The sequence below is a fragment of the Roseovarius pelagicus genome, assembly GCF_025639885.1.
GTDB lineage: Bacteria > Pseudomonadota > Alphaproteobacteria > Rhodobacterales > Rhodobacteraceae > Roseovarius > Roseovarius pelagicus.
Window position 1 is genome coordinate 1,722,855 of sequence record NZ_CP106738.1, and the last position, 16,188, is coordinate 1,739,042.

19 protein-coding genes are annotated in these 16,188 nt (G+C 58.7%); 11 read left to right on the forward strand and 8 right to left on the reverse strand.

Translation table 11 applies throughout. From position 1 onward, the window contains the following. Nucleotides 1–3 precede the first annotated feature (3 nt). The 3 genes from N7U68_RS09665 to N7U68_RS09675 are packed head-to-tail and all read left to right on the forward strand — an operon-like array spanning nt 4 to nt 2,470. Entirely contained in the window at nt 4–624 is a 621-nt protein-coding gene (locus N7U68_RS09665) for an HAD family hydrolase (RefSeq protein WP_263048971.1), read from the forward strand. Next, nucleotides 621–1,538, forward strand: coding sequence for an ornithine cyclodeaminase family protein (locus N7U68_RS09670; RefSeq protein WP_263048972.1), 918 nt, complete (start codon nt 621–623; stop codon nt 1,536–1,538). The genes N7U68_RS09665 and N7U68_RS09670 overlap by 4 nt, the downstream gene beginning before the upstream one ends. Beyond that, entirely contained in the window at nt 1,535–2,470 is a 936-nt protein-coding gene (locus N7U68_RS09675) for an alpha/beta fold hydrolase (protein ID WP_263048973.1), read from the forward strand. Before N7U68_RS09670 ends, N7U68_RS09675 begins: the two co-directional genes overlap by 4 nt. 8 nt (nt 2,471–2,478) lie before the next feature. On the opposite strand, the gene N7U68_RS09680 is transcribed toward N7U68_RS09675, so the two are convergent. The 3 genes from N7U68_RS09680 to N7U68_RS09690 form a co-directional block, all read right to left on the reverse strand. Beyond that, nucleotides 2,479–3,711 (reverse strand): MFS transporter, encoded by a 1,233-nt coding sequence (locus N7U68_RS09680; RefSeq protein ID WP_263048974.1) that lies wholly within the window; start codon nt 3,709–3,711, stop codon nt 2,479–2,481. A gap of 78 nt (nt 3,712–3,789) precedes the next feature. Next, nucleotides 3,790–4,584: an ion transporter gene (locus N7U68_RS09685; protein WP_165196011.1), complete on the reverse strand. Its 795-nt coding sequence runs from the start codon at nt 4,582–4,584 to the stop codon at nt 3,790–3,792. A 203-nt stretch (nt 4,585–4,787) separates the two neighbouring features. After that, nucleotides 4,788–5,747: an L-malyl-CoA/beta-methylmalyl-CoA lyase gene (locus tag N7U68_RS09690; RefSeq protein ID WP_263048975.1), complete on the reverse strand. Its 960-nt coding sequence runs from the start codon at nt 5,745–5,747 to the stop codon at nt 4,788–4,790. Between the two features lie 205 nt (nt 5,748–5,952). Here N7U68_RS09690 and N7U68_RS09695 point away from each other — a divergent pair, with 205 nt between their 5' ends. The 4 genes from N7U68_RS09695 (at nt 5,953) to N7U68_RS09710 (ending at nt 10,232) form a co-directional block, all read left to right on the forward strand. Further along, nucleotides 5,953–7,203, forward strand: coding sequence for an MFS transporter (locus N7U68_RS09695; protein WP_263048976.1), 1,251 nt, complete (start codon nt 5,953–5,955; stop codon nt 7,201–7,203). A 115-nt stretch (nt 7,204–7,318) separates the two neighbouring features. Beyond that, nucleotides 7,319–8,320, forward strand: coding sequence for an N-acetyltransferase DgcN (dgcN, locus tag N7U68_RS09700; protein ID WP_165196005.1), 1,002 nt, complete (start codon nt 7,319–7,321; stop codon nt 8,318–8,320). A 74-nt stretch (nt 8,321–8,394) separates the two neighbouring features. Then, on the forward strand, nt 8,395–9,357 hold the full coding sequence (gene dgcA / locus N7U68_RS09705) for an N-acetyl-D-Glu racemase DgcA (RefSeq protein ID WP_263048977.1): 963 nt from the start codon (nt 8,395–8,397) through the stop codon (nt 9,355–9,357). 11 nt (nt 9,358–9,368) lie between these two features. Further along, nucleotides 9,369–10,232, forward strand: coding sequence for a D-amino-acid transaminase (locus tag N7U68_RS09710; protein WP_165196001.1), 864 nt, complete (start codon nt 9,369–9,371; stop codon nt 10,230–10,232). A 58-nt stretch (nt 10,233–10,290) separates the two neighbouring features. On the opposite strand, the gene N7U68_RS09715 is transcribed toward N7U68_RS09710, so the two are convergent. Genes N7U68_RS09715 through N7U68_RS09725 form a run of 3 tightly spaced genes read right to left on the reverse strand, consistent with a single transcriptional unit; the run spans nt 10,291 to nt 11,760 of the window. Next, nucleotides 10,291–10,605 (reverse strand): DUF1244 domain-containing protein, encoded by a 315-nt coding sequence (locus N7U68_RS09715; protein WP_165195999.1) that lies wholly within the window; start codon nt 10,603–10,605, stop codon nt 10,291–10,293. Between the two features lie 54 nt (nt 10,606–10,659). Then, nucleotides 10,660–11,001 carry a 5-carboxymethyl-2-hydroxymuconate Delta-isomerase gene (locus tag N7U68_RS09720; protein WP_263048978.1) on the reverse strand — a complete coding sequence of 114 codons (342 nt, stop codon included), beginning with the start codon at nt 10,999–11,001 and terminating at the stop codon, nt 10,660–10,662. 18 nt (nt 11,002–11,019) lie between these two features. Next, nucleotides 11,020–11,760 (reverse strand): N-formylglutamate amidohydrolase, encoded by a 741-nt coding sequence (locus tag N7U68_RS09725; protein ID WP_263048979.1) that lies wholly within the window; start codon nt 11,758–11,760, stop codon nt 11,020–11,022. Between the two features lie 129 nt (nt 11,761–11,889). Here N7U68_RS09725 and pyk point away from each other — a divergent pair, with 129 nt between their 5' ends. From pyk to rplT, 4 genes are all read left to right on the forward strand, one after another. Next, the gene (gene pyk / locus N7U68_RS09730; protein WP_263048980.1) at nt 11,890–13,335 is read left to right on the forward strand and encodes a pyruvate kinase; all 1,446 of its coding nucleotides are present in this window, start codon (nt 11,890–11,892) and stop codon (nt 13,333–13,335) included. A 47-nt stretch (nt 13,336–13,382) separates the two neighbouring features. Continuing rightward, a complete protein-coding gene (locus tag N7U68_RS09735; protein ID WP_165195991.1) occupies nt 13,383–13,607 on the forward strand; it encodes a hypothetical protein in 225 nt (74 codons plus the stop codon). Nucleotides 13,608–13,781: 174 nt separating this feature from the next. Next, on the forward strand, nt 13,782–13,982 hold the full coding sequence (rpmI, locus tag N7U68_RS09740) for a 50S ribosomal protein L35 (RefSeq protein WP_165195989.1): 201 nt from the start codon (nt 13,782–13,784) through the stop codon (nt 13,980–13,982). 18 nt (nt 13,983–14,000) lie between these two features. Continuing rightward, entirely contained in the window at nt 14,001–14,366 is a 366-nt protein-coding gene (gene rplT, locus N7U68_RS09745; RefSeq protein WP_165195987.1) for a 50S ribosomal protein L20, read from the forward strand. A gap of 238 nt (nt 14,367–14,604) precedes the next feature. On the opposite strand, the gene N7U68_RS09750 is transcribed toward rplT, so the two are convergent. Both N7U68_RS09750 and N7U68_RS09755 read right to left on the reverse strand, forming a co-directional pair. After that, nucleotides 14,605–15,189: a poly-gamma-glutamate hydrolase family protein gene (locus tag N7U68_RS09750; protein WP_263048981.1), complete on the reverse strand. Its 585-nt coding sequence runs from the start codon at nt 15,187–15,189 to the stop codon at nt 14,605–14,607. 57 nt (nt 15,190–15,246) lie between these two features. Continuing rightward, complete coding sequence (locus N7U68_RS09755; protein WP_263048982.1) at nt 15,247–16,182, reverse strand: class II glutamine amidotransferase; 936 nt, start codon at nt 16,180–16,182, stop codon at nt 15,247–15,249. Nucleotides 16,183–16,188: the final 6 nt, after the last annotated feature.

Here is a 16,188-nt window from a genome sequence, read left to right on the forward strand (position 1 = left end):
CGCATGCTAAGTGATGCAGTGATTTTCGACATTGGCAATGTGCTGATTGAATGGCAGCCCGAGCGGTTCTTTGATGCACAGATCGGCACGATAGCGCGCAAGGCTTTCTTTGCCGATGTACCGTTTTACGAGATGATGGACCGTATAGATGCCGGGGCCGATTTCTCTGCCACGGTAGAGAGTATGGCGCTGGCCTATCCCGGCTGGGAAAGTGCGATCAGAATGGTACGCGATAACTGGAGCGATCTGGCGCAACCATCCATTCCTCATTCGGTTCGGTTGCTGGCGGCGCTCAAGGCCAACGGCATACCCGTCTTTGCCTTGTCAAACTTCGGCGCGCAAAACTTTCCTGTCAGTTGCGCCGCGTTTCCGTTTCTAACCTCGTTTGATCGCCACTATATCTCGGGCGAGATGGGCTTGATTAAACCCGACCCTGCGATCTACGCCGCCGTCGAGGATGATTGCGGTATCCCGGCGTCCCGGCTGCTATTCACCGACGACCGGGCCGACAATATCGCCGCCGCACGCGCCCGCGGATGGCAGACCCACCTCTTTGACAGTCCCGCTGGATTTGCGCAGTGTCTGGTCGACGCTGGACTGTTGACCGAGGAGCAAGCGAAATGAGCATCACGATGATCCCCTTTGACGAAGGCGAGACCAACCTCGATTGGCTGGGTCTGTGTGATGCGTTCGAACACGGGCACCTTCTGCCAAAAGCCGAGATTGGCGATACTTTTCTCTACCGAGACCCCGATACACTGCTCAGCCGGTCGGCCTGGATCGACGGCATGGGACTTGCGGTGAAATCCGCCACCATCTTTCCGCGCAATCCCGATAAGGGCGCGCCCATGATCAACGGCGCGGTCAGCCTCTTCGACGATGCGGCCGGCACGCTGGCGGCGATCATTGACTTTCACCTTGTGACCAAATGGAAAACCGCAGGCGACAGCCTGTGTGCCGCGCGCCGCCTCGCACGCCCGGACAGCAAACATATCCTGATCGTCGGGGCAGGCACCGTTGGCCACAACCTGTGGCAGGCTTATTCCGCTGGCTTCCCGGACGCCACGTTCACCGTCTGGAACCGCACCCGCGCAAACGCGGAAGCGATGGTAGAGGACTGTCCCGGATTGGCTGTCGCCGACGATCTGCAGTCCGCAATCCGCGATGCCGATATCGTCACCTCCGCCACGATGAGCACACAGCCAGTGATGTGTGGCGACTGGTTCCAGCCCGGTCAACATATCGACCTCATTGGCGCCTACCGCCCCGACATGCGCGAAGTGGACGATAAAGCCCTGACCCGCGCGCGTATCTTCGTGGACAGCTACGACACCACGGTTGGCCATATCGGCGAAATCAAGATCCCGCTGGAGGCGGGTGTGATCGCCCGCAGCGATCTGCAGGCTGATTACTATGAACCGGAAAAATTCAAACGCAAGTCCGAGGATGAGATCACCCTGTTCAAGAATGGCGGCGGCGCGCATCTGGACCTGATAACAAGCCGTTACATTCTGGACGCGTGGCAAGCGGCAACATGAATTGGCTGCTCGGGCTGCTCGCGTGTATCGCCGTTGCTCCCTTCCTTCGCGAGGCGCTGCGCCCCCCGATCTCATCCGCGCGAAAGGACACTGCCCCGGGCGATTTCGCCATCCTGTCGCGCGGGACCACTTACTATCGGTGGCGGGGGCCAGTGGATGCACCCATCGCCGTTTGCGTGCATGGATTGACCACTCCGAGTCTGGTCTGGGACCGGATCGCCGATGCGCTGGTCGACATGGGGTTTCGCGTCCTGACCTATGACCTCTACGGGCGCGGTCTGTCGGACCGGGCGCGCGGCCTGCAAGATGCCGATTTCTTTGCCCGCCAACTGGAAGAGTTACTATCCGAACTAGGCACCCACCCCAAGATCACGCTGCTGGGCTACTCTATGGGCGGCGCAATCGTGCCCGCCTTTGCCGCGCGTCATATAGACCAACTACGCCAGATCGTGCTGATCGCGCCCGCCGGGCTAGGCCACGACCTCGGCCCGGCCTCACGGATCATCGCCAATACCGGCTTGCTGGGTAAATGGCTGATGCTGACGGTCTATGCACGCTCAATGCGGCGTGCCTGCAATGCTGAACGCAGCATACCCAGTTCAATCGCCGGTATCACGGATGTGCAGGTGAGTCAGATCAATGATCGTGGCTTCCTGCCTGCTGTGCTGTCATCCTTGCGCGGTATACTCGATGCCCCTCTGGACGATGCGCACCGCGTGATCGCCACCGCCGCTGTGCCGACGCTTGCCATCTGGGGCGAAGAGGATGACGTGATTCCGCTCGTTGGCCGTGACACGCTCGCGGCTCTGAATCCACACGCCACAAGCGTGGTAATTGATGGGGCGGGCCATACCCTGCCCTATACCGACGATGACGCCGTCGTGGCCGTCCTGCGCGATCATCTCATCCGGCCGGACAGGACGCCGGGCTAAAGCCGGATTTACGCCGCCACTAGCCGCTTTTCCTTGACCGGCAGATGCACTATCGCGCTGAACGCGCCGACACCGACGCCGATCCACCATACCGCGTTGTAGTCCCCGAAGGCGTCATACATCCGCCCGCCCAGCCAGACCCCCATGAAGCTACCCAATTGATGGCTGAAAAACACGATCCCATACAGCGTGCCCATGTAGCGCAACCCATAAAGCTGCGCGACCAGCCCGCTGGTCAACGGCACAGTTGCCAACCAGAGCGACCCCATGCCGACCGAGAAAAGCAACACCGTCGCAGGTGTGATCGGCGTCATGATAAATGCCGCAGCAATAAAGGTACGCAGCGTGTATATCCCAGCAAGCAGATACTTCTTCGTATATCTCTTACCCAGATACCCCGCTGTCAGCGTACCCGCGATATTGGCGAACCCGATGGCAGAAATCGCAACTGCACCCAACGCCGACGTGCTGGTAACCCCCATCCCATACAGCATTCCACCCGGATCAATCGGACCGCACATCTCGGTCACAAATGCCGGGAAATGCGCAGTGATAAAGCCCAGCTGATAGCCGCAGCTGAAAAACCCGAGGAAGATCAGTGCAAAACTGGGGTCGCGCAACGCTTTGCCCAGAATTGCGCCCATGCTTTCCTCGATCTGCGGGGAGCCGGTGCGGGCGGGCGCGCGCATCAACGGTAATACCATCAACACAGCCATGATCATCACGGCGAAAATGACGAACACCATCTGCCAACTGGTCACAGCCAATAGCGCTTCGGCCAACGGCGGACCAAAGATTTGCCCGACAGAGCCAGCAGCGGTCGCAATCGCCAAGCTCATTGAGCGATGCTCGTCCGAACTGGCCCGACCGACCACAGCCAGAATAACGCCGAACCCGGTGCCTGCGATGCCGAAACCGACGAGTATCTCATAGACCTGATGTTCACCCGGCGTGACGGCAAAAGACGACAACACCAGTCCGGCCGCATAGACGAGCGCCCCCATCACGATGGCCTTACGATCACCGATTTTCTCGGCCAGGGCACCGAACAACGGCTGACCGATCCCCCAAGCCAGATTCTGAATGGCGATGGCCAAACTGAACTCTGCCCGGAGCCAGCCGAACTCTTCGGCGATGGGGATCTGGAACACGCCAAAGGCCGCACGGATCGAGAAGGAAACCATGACAATGACACAGGCGGCGATCAAAACCGGGTTCATCAAAGGGGCAGGTCGGTTCATGTCGCGCTCCACGCATCATCTGAGCGCAGACTAGGCGGCATTCGTCTCACGTCAATTCAACAAATGTGATTGGTACAATCACTTCCCGGCGTCTCGGTGCGCCATCGTCTCCAACCGTTTGTCGATGGCGTCCAGACGTCCCAGCACATCATCGCGATAGGCATCAGTGTTGGCGGTGTCCTCCGCATGGTGCGCATCCTGCATCGAATTGACGATCAGACCCACCAGCAAGTTCACTACTGCGAAAGTCGTCACCATGATGAACGGTACGAAAAACGCCCAAGCCCAGACATAGACTTCCATCACGGGGCGCACGATGCCCATCGACCACGATTCCAACGTCATGATCTGAAAGAGGGTATACCCGGAGCGCCCCAGCGTTCCGAACCACTGCGGGAAGGCCGCGCCAAAAAGTTTTGTCGCAATCACCGCCCCGATGTAAAAGATAATCGCCATCAGCAGGAACACCGATCCCATGCCCGGCAGCGCGGTGACGAACCCTTCGACCACCCTGCGCAGGCTCGGCGCGACCGAAATCACCCGCAACACCCGCAATATCCGCAAGGCTCGCAGCGCCGATAGCCCCTGCCCCGCCGGAACTAGAGAGATTCCCACAATGACCAGATCAAAGAGGCTCCAGCCTTCTCGAAAGAATCGCCCCCCCCGCGCCACCAGCTTGGCCGCGATTTCAACGACAAAGAAAATCAGGCAGGCCGTATCGAGCGCCGTAATCAATGTGCCGAAACGGTCCATGACCGTATCCGCCGTTTCCAGCCCCAATATGATCGCGTTAAACACAATCACCCCGATGATCACTCTTCGGACATCCGCCCGGTCCAGAAACGCATCCAATCTTTGCCGAAACCCGGTCATGCTGCCCTCTTCGCTGCTCTCGCGATATATGAGACGCGCCGCCCCAGCATACAAGCGCCAACACTCTGCTTTTTCTTGGCAAAAATACCCCAGCGCGCGCCATCGGTTCGCACAACGCCAGTCACGGCAGCCCAACCTGCGCGGGCGCAAATGATGACAATGGGCGCGCCCCTCCGGGCGCGCTCGATCAAATTACACCTTAGTCAGGTCGCCGCGATCATCTCAGCTTGCTTTACGATCACTTCGGCCTGCTTGATCGAGGCAATATCCACCAGACGCCCCTTGTAGACGGTCGCACCCTCGCCATTGGCCTTCGCTGTTTCCATTGCCGCCAGAATTTCACGTGCTTCCGCCACAGCCGCTTCTGTCGGGGTGAATACCTCGTTGGCCAGCGAGATCTGCTTGGGGTGGATCGCCCATTTGCCGACCATGCCCAGCGTAGCGGACCGCAGCGCCTGCGCGCGAAACCCATCATCGTCGGAAAAATCCCCGAACGGTCCATCTACGGGCAACAGTCCATGCGTACGGCACGCCGCAACGATAGCTGTCTGCGCCCAGTGCCACGGATCGGACCAGTGTTTTTGCCCCTCGTGCAGCATATAGTAATTTTCCTGAGTTCCACCGATACCCGTTGTCGCCATACCCATCGAGGCGGCGAAATCCGCAGCACCTAGGCTCATCGCCTGCAATCGCGGACTGGCCGCCGCGATTTCCTCGACATGCGCGATGCCAGCCGCGCTTTCGATAATCACCTCGAAACTCAGCGGCTTGGTACGGCCCTTGGCGCGTTCCACCGCTGTAACCAGTGCATCAACGGCATAAATGTCGGCTGCACAGCCCACTTTCGGGATCATGATCTGATCCAGCCGGTCGCCTGCCTGTTCCAGCAGGTCGACCACGTCGCGGTACCACCATCCAGTATCCAGGCCGTTGATCCGCACGCTGAGATATTTGTTGCCCCAATCCACCGTGTTGATTGCGTCGATCGTCTGAGCACGGGCTTTGTCTTTGTCCGTCGGAGAGACAGAGTCCTCCAGATCAATGTTCACCACATCCGCTGCACTCTTAGCCATTTTTTCAAACAGCTTGGCGTTGGATCCCGGTCCAAATAGCTGACAGCGGTTCGGGCGGGCAGGTGCAGCGGGTTGCAGGCGAAAGCTCATGGTGCGGGCCTTTCGGATAAGGAAATTGCGGAAAACATCGCCTAGTTGCTATTAAATTGCGCGGTCGCGCGCAAGGCATTTTGCATCTGCGGCATTTTGCATTGCGACGCAGCATACCTCATCCGCGACGCTCGTGTCGGTAACAGGCGCGAGCCGCAACATCAGGCCATGACAGGTTGCAGCATAAACAACCCGAGAGGGCGAAATGCGTCGCGCACTTATCGAGAATTGGGCCCTCTTCCTTGGGATGTTGATGCTCATGGTAGCCAATGGGTTGCTGGTTACATTGCTCACCATCCGTGGCGATGCGTTGGGGTTTTCCGATCTCACGATCTCGGTCATGCATGCCTGTTATCCACTGGGTGCGCTGGCCGGGACGATCGTGACGCCACGGTTGGTCGAAAAAGTGGGCCATATCCGTGTCTTTTCCGCCCTCGCCTCGCTGGTATCGACATCGGCAATTGTGCATCTGCTGACCTCTGATCCAGTCAGCTGGAGTGCGATGCGCCTGCTGGCCGGAGCCTGCTTTCCGGGGCTTTATGTCGTCACCGAAAGCTGGCTGAATGCCAAGGCCGACAACACGTTGCGCGCGCAGATCCTATCGGTCTACTTCATCATCCAACTGGCCGGTCCCGCTGTCGGCACGGCGATGGTCGGTCTGCCCGATCCCAGTGGATCGTTACTCTTTGGCACCATTTCTATCCTGATGTCGCTGGCGATCGTCCCGCTACTCTTGTCGAACAATCGCGCACCGGATTATTCGGCACCGGACCGCATGCCTGCGGCGCGGCTCTTTGCGGTATCGCCGATGGCCGTTTTGGGGATCGTGATCATGGGCTCGGCCGTTTCGGCCTGGTTCATCTCCCTGCCGCTCTATGCGTTGGCGCAGGGATTCAGTCAGGCACAGGCGTCAGGCGCGTTGGTGGTCGCTATGTTGGCGGCGGCCGTGGTGCAATACCCGTTGGGCTGGATGTCCGACAATACCGACCGGCGCTATGTGGTCATCGGGTTGTCGCTGATCGCCGTGATCGCAGCAATGTGGATGGTGGTAGACACCTCGCCTGCCCGTACCGTGATCGGTTTTGCGGTAATCGCAGGCGCGACATTGCCTGTCTATTCCATCCTAGCCGCCCACGCCAATGACCAACTTACGCCGGGGCAGATCGTGCCCGCCAGCGGCACAATGGCGTTTTTGTTGCAGCTGGGGCAGGTGTTCGGCATGCTGATCGGGCCGAACATGATCGCGCTTGCGGGTGGCCGAGGGTTGCAGATCATGATCGCAGTATCGGCGTTGGTGGTCGCACTGATCGGGATCGCGCGCCGCGCACGCAGTCAAGCGCCCATCAATACCGGCGAGGTCCAGCCCAGCGGTGTCATCGGCGTCGCACAGCCCGGCTTGTTTCAGGCCGAAGCAGGTACGCTGGCAAATGAAATGGAAGAAGTTGTCAGCAGGTAGCATATTTACCGAATAATCTTGCGTATGCATCGCATCAGGCTTCTGTTTTGACAGGATATAGCGCAAAATCCATGCAATTTTTACCATGAATTGATTCCCGCCAAGGACGACTGCCATGATCGAAACACCATATCTCCTCTTCTTGGGCGACGCGCCCGACATGCTTGCCGCCAAAGTTGCCATAGGTATCCGCGACTGGCGCCCTGAAAATGCAGTCGGCCAAATTCGGCTAGACGGATGCGGTGCCGATCTGGGCCTGACCGACATGACGTTGGCCGCGGCGCGCGAGGCCGGGGCCAAGACACTGGTGATCGGTGTCGCCAACCGGGGTGGCGTGATCAGTGCGGCCTGGAAAGAAGTGCTGATTGAGGCGTTGCAGATGGGCTATGATTTGGCTGCCGGCCTGCATAACCTGTTGCGTGACGAGGGCGATCTGGTCGCCGCCGCGCAGACCTATGGCGGCACATTGCATGACGTACGCGTGCCGACGGTTGGCTATCCTATCGCCAACGGCGTCAAGCGCAGCGGCAAACGCTGTCTTGCTGTTGGTACCGACTGTTCTGTTGGTAAGATGTATACCGCCATGGCGATGGAGCGCGACATGGCAGAGCGCGGGATGAAGACGACCTTTCGTGCCACTGGCCAAACCGGCATCCTGATCACCGGCCATGGTGTCCCGCTGGACGCCGTGGTCGCCGATTTCATGGCCGGGTCCATTGAATACCTGACACCAGATAACGACGATGACCACTGGGACATGATCGAGGGGCAAGGCAGCCTTTTTCATGTCAGCTATTCCGGTGTCACCATGGCATTGATCCACGGCGGGCAGCCAGATGCGCTGATCCTGTGTCACGAACCGACTCGCGCGCACATGCGAGGGTTGCCGGGCTACACGTTGCCTTCGTTGGAGCAGCTCCGCGATACCGCACTGCCGCTGGCCCAAGTCGCCAACCCTGAATGCAAGGTGGTCGGTATTTCCGTCAACACGCAGCACATGACCGAAGACGATGCGCGTTCCTATTTGTCTGAAGTGTCGTCGCGCATGGGCTTGCCCGCGACGGATCCTTATCGGTTCGGATCCGATGTTCTGGTGGACGCGCTGATCGCCCTGTGATCTGACGACACGCGCGGGGGCATCTGACCGATGCCTCCGGCGGATGTTTTATACAAAGAAGAAGGGCCAAAGACGTGCAAATCACCGTCACTCCGGATGTCTTCAAACTGGCGCAGGTCTTTACGATTTCACGCGGCTCACGAACCGAAGCGAAAGTGCTGACCGTGCGTATCAGCGACGGCATTCACCAAGGTTGGGGCGAATGCGTACCCTATGCACGCTACGGTGAGACGTTGGAGAGCGTGACCGCTCAGATTGAGAGCGTCAGCGGATCAGTGGACCGTGCTGGTCTTTATGCGTTGCCAGCAGGTGCGGCACGCAATGCGTTGGATTGCGCGCTGTGGGATCTGGAGGCCAAGCGCGCAGGAAAACGGGTCTGGGAATTGGCGGAATTGCCCGCACCCGGACCTGAGATCACCGCCTATACCCTATCTCTGGACACCCCCGCTGCGATGCAGGCTCAGGCGGCCAAGAACGCATCCCGCCCCCTGCTCAAGATCAAGCTGGGGACACCGGACGACATGCCCCGGCTCGAAGCCGTGCGCGCAGGTGCACCGGATGCAACCATCATCGTCGACGCCAACGAAGGTTGGTCGGCAGAGGTCTATGCCGACCTCGCGCCGCATCTGGTCCGGCTGGGTGTGGCATTGGTCGAACAGCCGCTGCCAGCAGGTGACGACGATGCGTTGATCGGGATGGATCGTCCAGTGCCGGTCTGCGCTGACGAAAGTTGCCATGACCGCGCCAGCCTGCCCAACCTCAAGGGTAAATATGACGTCGTGAACATCAAGCTGGACAAAACCGGCGGGTTAACCGAAGCGCTGGAACTGCGTAGCGCGGCACTGTCCGAAGGTTATCAGGTGATGGTCGGATGCATGATCGGCTCGTCTCTTGCAATGGCGCCGGCAACTCTGGTGGCACAGGGTGCGATGATCACGGACCTTGACGGCCCCTTGCTTCTGGCCGAAGACCGGGATGCACCGCTAATGTTCGACGCCCATGGCGTACACCCACCGAGCGCCGCGCTCTGGGGTTAAGGAGATCTGAGATGACCCGCACCGTTTACGTGAATGGCGACTACCTGCCAGAAGCCGAAGCTACCGTTTCGATTTTTGACCGTGGCTTCCTGATGGCCGATGGCGTCTATGAGGTGACCAGCGTTCTGGGCGGCAAGCTGATCGATTTCGCGGGGCACGCCAAACGGCTGGAGCGATCCCTGAACGAACTGGATATGAAAAAACCCGCCTGCTTTGATGATTTGCTGGAAGTGCATCGCGAACTGGTGCGCCTCAACGCAATCGACGAGGGCCTGATTTACCTGCAAATCACCCGCGGCAGTGACGGCGACCGTGATTTCGTGTTCCCTGACCCTGACACGACCGAACCCACAGTGGTTCTCTTTACTCAATCAAAGCCCGGTCTGGCAGATAGCGCGCAGTCGAGAACCGGAACCAAGATCATCTCGATCGAGGATATCCGTTGGGGTCGCCGCGATATCAAGACGGTGCAGTTGCTCTACCCGTCGATGGGGAAAATGATGGCCAAGAAGGCCGGCTGTGACGATGCGTGGCTGGTCGAGGACGGCCATGTGACCGAAGGCACGTCAAACAACGCCTATATCGTCAAGGGCGGCAAGATCATCACCCGCCAACTCAGCAATGACATCCTGCATGGCATTACCCGCGCCGCCGTGTTGCGTTTTGCCCGCGAGGCACAGATGGAGATTGAGGAGCGCAGCTTTACGATTGAAGAGGCGCAAGCGGCAGACGAGGCGTTCACCACTTCGGCCAGCGCCTTTGTTATGCCAGTGGTCGAGATCGACGGCGTAGTTTTAGGTGACGGCACACCGGGGCCGGTGGCAAAGCGACTGCGCGAGATTTATCTGGATGAGAGTGTGAAATCGGCGATTTGAGGCTGATCGCAGATGACCGCCCGCGCTGACCGTTGCACCGGCGGAAAAATCCGACAGTTCAGCTTTTTTCGCCAACGTTCTCGGCAAATGCTGTTTTAAACGCTTCTTGCTGCGTGCCCGTGGCCTCGGTCTGATAATTGGCCTTCCACTCTGCCATGGTCATGCCGTAGAAAATCTCGCGCGCTTCGATCTTATCCATCTCGATGCCCCGCTCATTGGCCGCCTCTTGGTACCAGCGGCTCAGACAATTGCGGCAAAACCCAGCAAGATTCATCATATCGATGTTTTGCACATCGGTGCGCTTTTCCATCAGATGCGCACGCAAGGTGCGGAATGCGGCGGCTTCTAGCTCGGTACGGGTTTGATCGTCCATTTTGCATCTCCTTGGTGTAGGCGTATTGGGCTTCATATAGGGCGGCGATATATTTTACAGAACCCGCTTGGCGTAAGCGGGGTCAAGATCGTCCAGATTGACAGACAGGCTTCCAACTTGTGGCAGCATATCACTCAGAACCTGCAATAGCCGGTTTGCCAGATCGGCCTTCACCTCTGCCGAACGCCCTGGAAGCAACAATAGAGTGGCGTGGGCATAGCTCTGCGGCTCTGATCCCAGACGATGAGCACCCGACGCGAGCGTGCGGACCTTGATCGCTTGTGCATTCGGGATTGACGGATGGGTGGCCAGCACATCGAAAACGGCCTGACATAGCCCGTTCAACGCTTCGGTATTTCCGACATCATCGGAATGGTCGATCATTACATGGGGCATTGCACACTCCGGGTCGGGTCAAACGTTGGCGGTCTCTGCGGCCTCAATCATCATCGGCGCTAGACGCTGCGCCCATGCGATCTGGTCCGCCTCAATAGCGATCAGATCATTGCGCAGTTCGATCAGGATATTGGGTCGCTCATACGCAATCGCATGCCGGGCAATACTGTCTCCGGGCAGGTGTCCTGAATATGGCTCATTGTCGCCCACGCATAAATCCGGCTCGATCCGCAGCCGTGCGAGCAGCGGCTTTGCCAGACGTGCATCGGCCGCATAGAGCAGCCCAACGTGCCAAGGGCGAGGCGGGCGTCCCTTGAACTGCGGTGTGAAACTGTGGACAGACACGACCACCGTATCGTCGCGGCGCGCGCAAAGCTCTGCCAGCGCCGTGTGATAGGGGCGATGCAGCGCGTTCAGACGCGCCTCGCGTTCGGCCTCATCCGCATGACGATTTCCGGGGATGATGGTGCCGTCATATAGCTTCATCAACAGGGTCGGATCGTCCTCGCCCCGGTTGGGGTCAATCACCAGTCGCGAAAAATTGCTGAGGATCGCAGGCGCATCAAGCGCCTCGGCCAAGGCCAGCGCCAGACCAGCAGCGCCCACGTCATACGCGATGTGACGTGCCATGTCTTCGGGCGCGACGCCGAGATCACCGCCGTTCACGAACTCTGGCACAGTGTTGCTGGCATGGTCACAGGTGATCAGCCAGCGCGCCGGTCGGTGCTTGCCGATAATTTCAAATGGATGATAGGTCATTCAGGTGTCACCTTCGTTGCTCACCGTCTAGGCGCAATGTTCCGGCAACGCAACAAACTGCTGGAAATCACTGGCACCCCGTTAGCGTTAACGGTATCACATCCAAAACGACTGAGAGGACACCACCGCATGAGGCGCCACCGCAACGTCAAGATCGTCGCCACGCTCGGCCCCGCGTCTGAGAACTATGAAACCATCCGCGCCCTGCACGAGGCAGGTGCAGATGTGTTCCGGTTGAACATGAGCCATGGCGAACATGATTCCATCCGGGAAAAACATTGTATTATCCGCCAGATCGAAAAAGACCTGAACAGTCCGATTGCGATTCTGGCTGACCTTCAGGGACCAAAGCTGCGCGTCGGCACCTTTGCCAATGGCGAAGAAGAACTGGAAGTAGGCGCAATGTTCCGCCTCGACCTCGACGAGGCCGAGGGCAACGCCACACGGGTATGCCTGCCGCATCCAGAGATTTTCGCTGCCCTGCAACAGGGCGCAACGTTGCTGGTCAATGATGGCAAGATCCGTCTGCGTGTCTCCGACTGTGGTCCTGATCATGCCAATTGCGAAGTGATCGTGGGCGGGACAATCTCGAACCGCAAGGGTGTCAACGTTCCTGACGTGGAATTGCCATTGGCGGCACTGTCGGAAAAAGACCGCAAGGATCTGGAATTTGTCTGCGAACTGGGCGTCGACTGGCTCGCGCTCAGCTTTGTGCAGCGTCCCGAAGACGTAACCGAGGCCCGCGATCTGGCGCGTGGGCGCGCCGCGATCCTCAGCAAGATCGAAAAACCCTCTGCTGTGACCCGTTTCAACGGCATCCTTGCGGCGTCTGACGGAATCATGGTCGCGCGCGGCGATCTGGGGGTAGAACTGCCGGTGCAGAACGTCCCGCCGATCCAGAAACGCTTGGTACGCGCCTGTCGCGCGGCGGCCAAGCCGGTGATTGTCGCCACCCAGATGCTGGAATCGATGATCGAGAGTCCGGTGCCCACCCGCGCCGAAGTCAGTGATGTGGCTACCGCGATCTATGAAGGCGCAGATGCGATCATGTTGTCGGCCGAAAGTGCCGCGGGCAACTATCCGATCGAGGCCGTCACGACGATGGATAACGTTGCCCGCGAGGTCGAAGACGATCCGACCTACACCCAGATCATTGAGGCATCTCGCACGGCAACCCGTACCAGTGTAGCCGACGGTATCGTGGCTGCCGCCCGCGAAATAGCCGAGACCACAGACATCAAGGCGATATGCTGTTTCACACAGTCCGGCACCACCGCACTACTCACCGCGCGCGAACGCCCGCGCGTTCCGATCATCGCAATGACCTCAGTATTGGGCACTGCCCGTCGACTGGCACTTAGCTGGGGCGTGAATACGGTGATGACCGAAGAATTGGACCGCTTCAAGCTGGCCGTGATCAATGCAGCGCGCGCCGCGCGCGCCCAAGGCTATGCCACGACGCAGGATCAGATCGTGGTTACAGCCGGCGTGCCTTTCAATGTGCCGGGTACCACCAATATTTTGCGTGTCGCACCTTGTCAGGAAAGTTTGATCTACGCCACCGATCCGGGCTAGCGTATCGCAGTGGGCTGCAAACGCCCGTTGATGGGAGTAGCGCCAAGATGAATACCGACCTGATACTGGTTATCGGCATAGTGCTTATGGTCTTTTCTGTCCCTTCAATCGTTTCGGCCTTCTCCGAAGGACGCGCACCACGCGTTGCCGCCGTGGTTCTGATCGCAGCAGGATGTCTGGTGGTGTATGCGATTCAGCAAACACCAGGTGAATTCAGGGTTGAGGAAATCCCCAACGCATTTGTCCGCGTCGTGGCCAGCATTATCCGCTGACACTCGCCGAACCGGGGCGCTGGCCAGTGCGGGGGATGTAGAAACGCAAGCGGCCCGTATTCCCTCTTGCGCTAACCGCCCGCCCCTTTTATACGCCACACTTCACCCGCGCGTCCGGCCTAAGTGGCATGCCGAGTCGCGCGTTTTCGACCGACGACCATAAAGGAGCCGGAAATGCCCAAGATGAAGACCAAGTCGAGCTGCAAAAAGCGGTTCAAAGTAACGGCGAGTGGCCGTGTCGTAGCCGCCCAAGCGGGCAAGCAGCACGGCATGATCAAACGCAGCAATAAATTTCTCCGTAACGCGCGCGGCACCACCACGCTGTGCAAAGCCGACGAAGGTATCATCAAACCGATGATGCCTTACGCACGCTGATTAGGGGGAATTTGATCAATGGCACGCGTTAAAGGTGGGGTTGTTACCCACGCCCGTCACAAGAAAGTCATCAAGGCCGCCAAAGGTTACTATGGCCGCCGCAAGAACACCTTCAAGGTGGCCGCACAGGCTGTCGACAAGGCCAACCAGTACGCGACCCGCGACCGCAAGAACCGCAAGCGCAACTTCCGCGCGCTGTGGATTCAGCGGATCAACGCCGCGGTGCGCAGCCATGACGAGGCGCTGACATACAGCCGCTTCATCAATGGTCTGTCGCTGGCAGGCGTCGAAGTGGACCGCAAGGTTCTGGCTGATCTGGCTGTACACGAACCGGCGGCATTCGCCGCAATCGTCGACCAGGCCAAGGCGGCTCTGCCAGCCTGATCCGAACGGCCAACAAAACATGCTAAGACCCGGTCCGCCTCGCTGACCGGGTCTTTTTTTGCCGCGCTGTATCGGCAGTGGTTTCGTTTGGATGAATGACCTGCCGATTTATCTGTCGCGTCAGTAACTCAATGATGCACCGGATCGTGGCCATCTTCTAAACCACCGCCGGTTTGCGCTTCCACCCCGCATCAGCGTTCTAGTACTGCGCGAACCTTGAACTGGGGCGAGTGGGCATTCAACTTTCAAACGCAGACAAGATTGCCTTTCGTGTCGCAGCGCAGAAAGCCTCCAAAACACTCCGGTCAGCCGCTAACTTGCGGCGCAGTGATCTGGGAAGTTCGAGCTGCACTCCTTCACCGCTGCGCGTCCGGTTGCAGATGTTCATCTTGTGGATGCCCGGTAGCGTCCTGTTGGGTTCTGCCGCGAAGCCGACCTCGTCCAGTGACGCGCCGATGGCATCGCGCAGATCGGTCGCTCTTCCCCCCAGCCATACGATGTCGGTTCCGTCGTCTCTGCGTCCGTGAATCGCGACGGCGATCCGCGACTTGCCAACAAGCTCAACGGCCCGTGGTTCGTCGAAACGGTGAGAGGTGATGTGGAAATCGCCATGTGCGCCGGGCGTCAGCGCCTCAAAAGCATAGAAGGAAAAGTCCTGCCCCGCGATCGCCTCCGCGATTTCAGCTGTTTCAGGCTCTATGGTGCCACCGTGCGGTGCAAGGATCACGACCGATGTATCGCGATCATCGATCCTGATGCGATAGTCGGTCTCCGACTGCGCACTGGCGTCGAGTTCTGCGAAGTTCCGGTAGCGATCAGCCATTCATCATTGCCCTACTCAGCGAACAGGATGTGCAAGGACACGCTTTGGTCCGTGTCTTCATCCGTTCAGTGTTCTGACCTTTTTAGAAATGGTATCGCCCTTTTTCTCTAGGAAAATGATTTCACCAAATTCGATGTTCAGCCACGCATCGCCATCTTCGGTCAGCGGTTCAGACGCGAAAAAGGCGCATGTTGCCTCATCCTCAGGACAGGTATCGACTTCGTACGAGTTCGCGTGATCTTGGAAATTTTTCCCAGTCAAAACATACATCGGCTCCAGCAGCATCGAAAGTGCCATATCCTCGTTCCGCAGTTCTTTCCAGTCGCCGGCAACGTTCGTTTTTCCTTCGTGCCCACAGCCGTAGTTAACCCCGATGATCCGGCCCGGAGCGACCAGGGCGATCTTCAGCTTGGTCAGTGCAGTCAGATTAAGCGTCTTCATTGCCTGAAGAATAACCTCCAGAAGCCTCTCGAACCCCTCTTGGACGTCATCATCACCATCTCCCTTGAGCAGCGAGAGAAGCAAAACGTACAGGAATTCCGTGTCGGTGGTGCCCCGCATCTGCCGAAGATAGCGATCCTCGCAATGTGGCAAGAGTTCCCGCTGCAATCTCCGCCAGTTCGGCAAAGCGCCATTTTGGGCGATGATCCAGGGCGTTCCATCAAAGGAAAAAGGATGGCAATTTTCGTCGGTCTGAACGACGCTGGAATCGTAGCCCGATGCTCTTACATGAGCGAGGAGGGTATTCGCCTGAAGGCTCGGTATGATGCCCTTGGCATTGTCGTCATAAAAGGCCGCTTTGGGCCTGTGATAGAGAAACGGTTCATCCGGTTTCAGCAGATGTTGGCTCCAGGCCCCGAAACCCCAACCTGCCAACTGCAGGTCTGGGTGAAGCTCCGGGTCCAGACTCTGGTTGACCAAGCTGTTTTGCGGTTCAAGAAGCAGACTGTCGAGCGGTATTTCTGACCCGATATAGGCAAGGACGCGGCACATGTTTCC

Bases quoted from the DNA above. Each gene is read 5' to 3' on its own strand.
- N7U68_RS09665 (WP_263048971.1), top strand. From the start codon at position 4: ATGCTAAGTGATGCAGTGATTTTCGACATTGGCAATGTGCTGATTGAA.
- N7U68_RS09670 (WP_263048972.1), top strand. From the start codon at position 621: ATGAGCATCACGATGATCCCCTTTGACGAAGGCGAGACCAACCTCGAT.
- N7U68_RS09675 (WP_263048973.1), top strand. From the start codon at position 1,535: ATGAATTGGCTGCTCGGGCTGCTCGCGTGTATCGCCGTTGCTCCCTTC.
- N7U68_RS09680 (WP_263048974.1), bottom strand. From the start codon at position 3,711: ATGAACCGACCTGCCCCTTTGATGAACCCGGTTTTGATCGCCGCCTGT.
- N7U68_RS09685 (WP_165196011.1), bottom strand. From the start codon at position 4,584: ATGACCGGGTTTCGGCAAAGATTGGATGCGTTTCTGGACCGGGCGGAT.
- N7U68_RS09690 (WP_263048975.1), bottom strand. From the start codon at position 5,747: ATGAGCTTTCGCCTGCAACCCGCTGCACCTGCCCGCCCGAACCGCTGT.
- N7U68_RS09695 (WP_263048976.1), top strand. From the start codon at position 5,953: ATGCGTCGCGCACTTATCGAGAATTGGGCCCTCTTCCTTGGGATGTTG.
- dgcN (WP_165196005.1), top strand. From the start codon at position 7,319: ATGATCGAAACACCATATCTCCTCTTCTTGGGCGACGCGCCCGACATG.
- N7U68_RS09710 (WP_165196001.1), top strand. From the start codon at position 9,369: ATGACCCGCACCGTTTACGTGAATGGCGACTACCTGCCAGAAGCCGAA.
- N7U68_RS09715 (WP_165195999.1), bottom strand. From the start codon at position 10,605: ATGGACGATCAAACCCGTACCGAGCTAGAAGCCGCCGCATTCCGCACC.
- N7U68_RS09720 (WP_263048978.1), bottom strand. From the start codon at position 11,001: ATGCCCCATGTAATGATCGACCATTCCGATGATGTCGGAAATACCGAA.
- N7U68_RS09725 (WP_263048979.1), bottom strand. From the start codon at position 11,760: ATGACCTATCATCCATTTGAAATTATCGGCAAGCACCGACCGGCGCGC.
- pyk (WP_263048980.1), top strand. From the start codon at position 11,890: ATGAGGCGCCACCGCAACGTCAAGATCGTCGCCACGCTCGGCCCCGCG.
- N7U68_RS09735 (WP_165195991.1), top strand. From the start codon at position 13,383: ATGAATACCGACCTGATACTGGTTATCGGCATAGTGCTTATGGTCTTT.
- rpmI (WP_165195989.1), top strand. From the start codon at position 13,782: ATGCCCAAGATGAAGACCAAGTCGAGCTGCAAAAAGCGGTTCAAAGTA.
- rplT (WP_165195987.1), top strand. From the start codon at position 14,001: ATGGCACGCGTTAAAGGTGGGGTTGTTACCCACGCCCGTCACAAGAAA.
- N7U68_RS09750 (WP_263048981.1), bottom strand. From the start codon at position 15,189: ATGGCTGATCGCTACCGGAACTTCGCAGAACTCGACGCCAGTGCGCAG.
- N7U68_RS09755 (WP_263048982.1), bottom strand. From the start codon at position 16,182: ATGTGCCGCGTCCTTGCCTATATCGGGTCAGAAATACCGCTCGACAGT.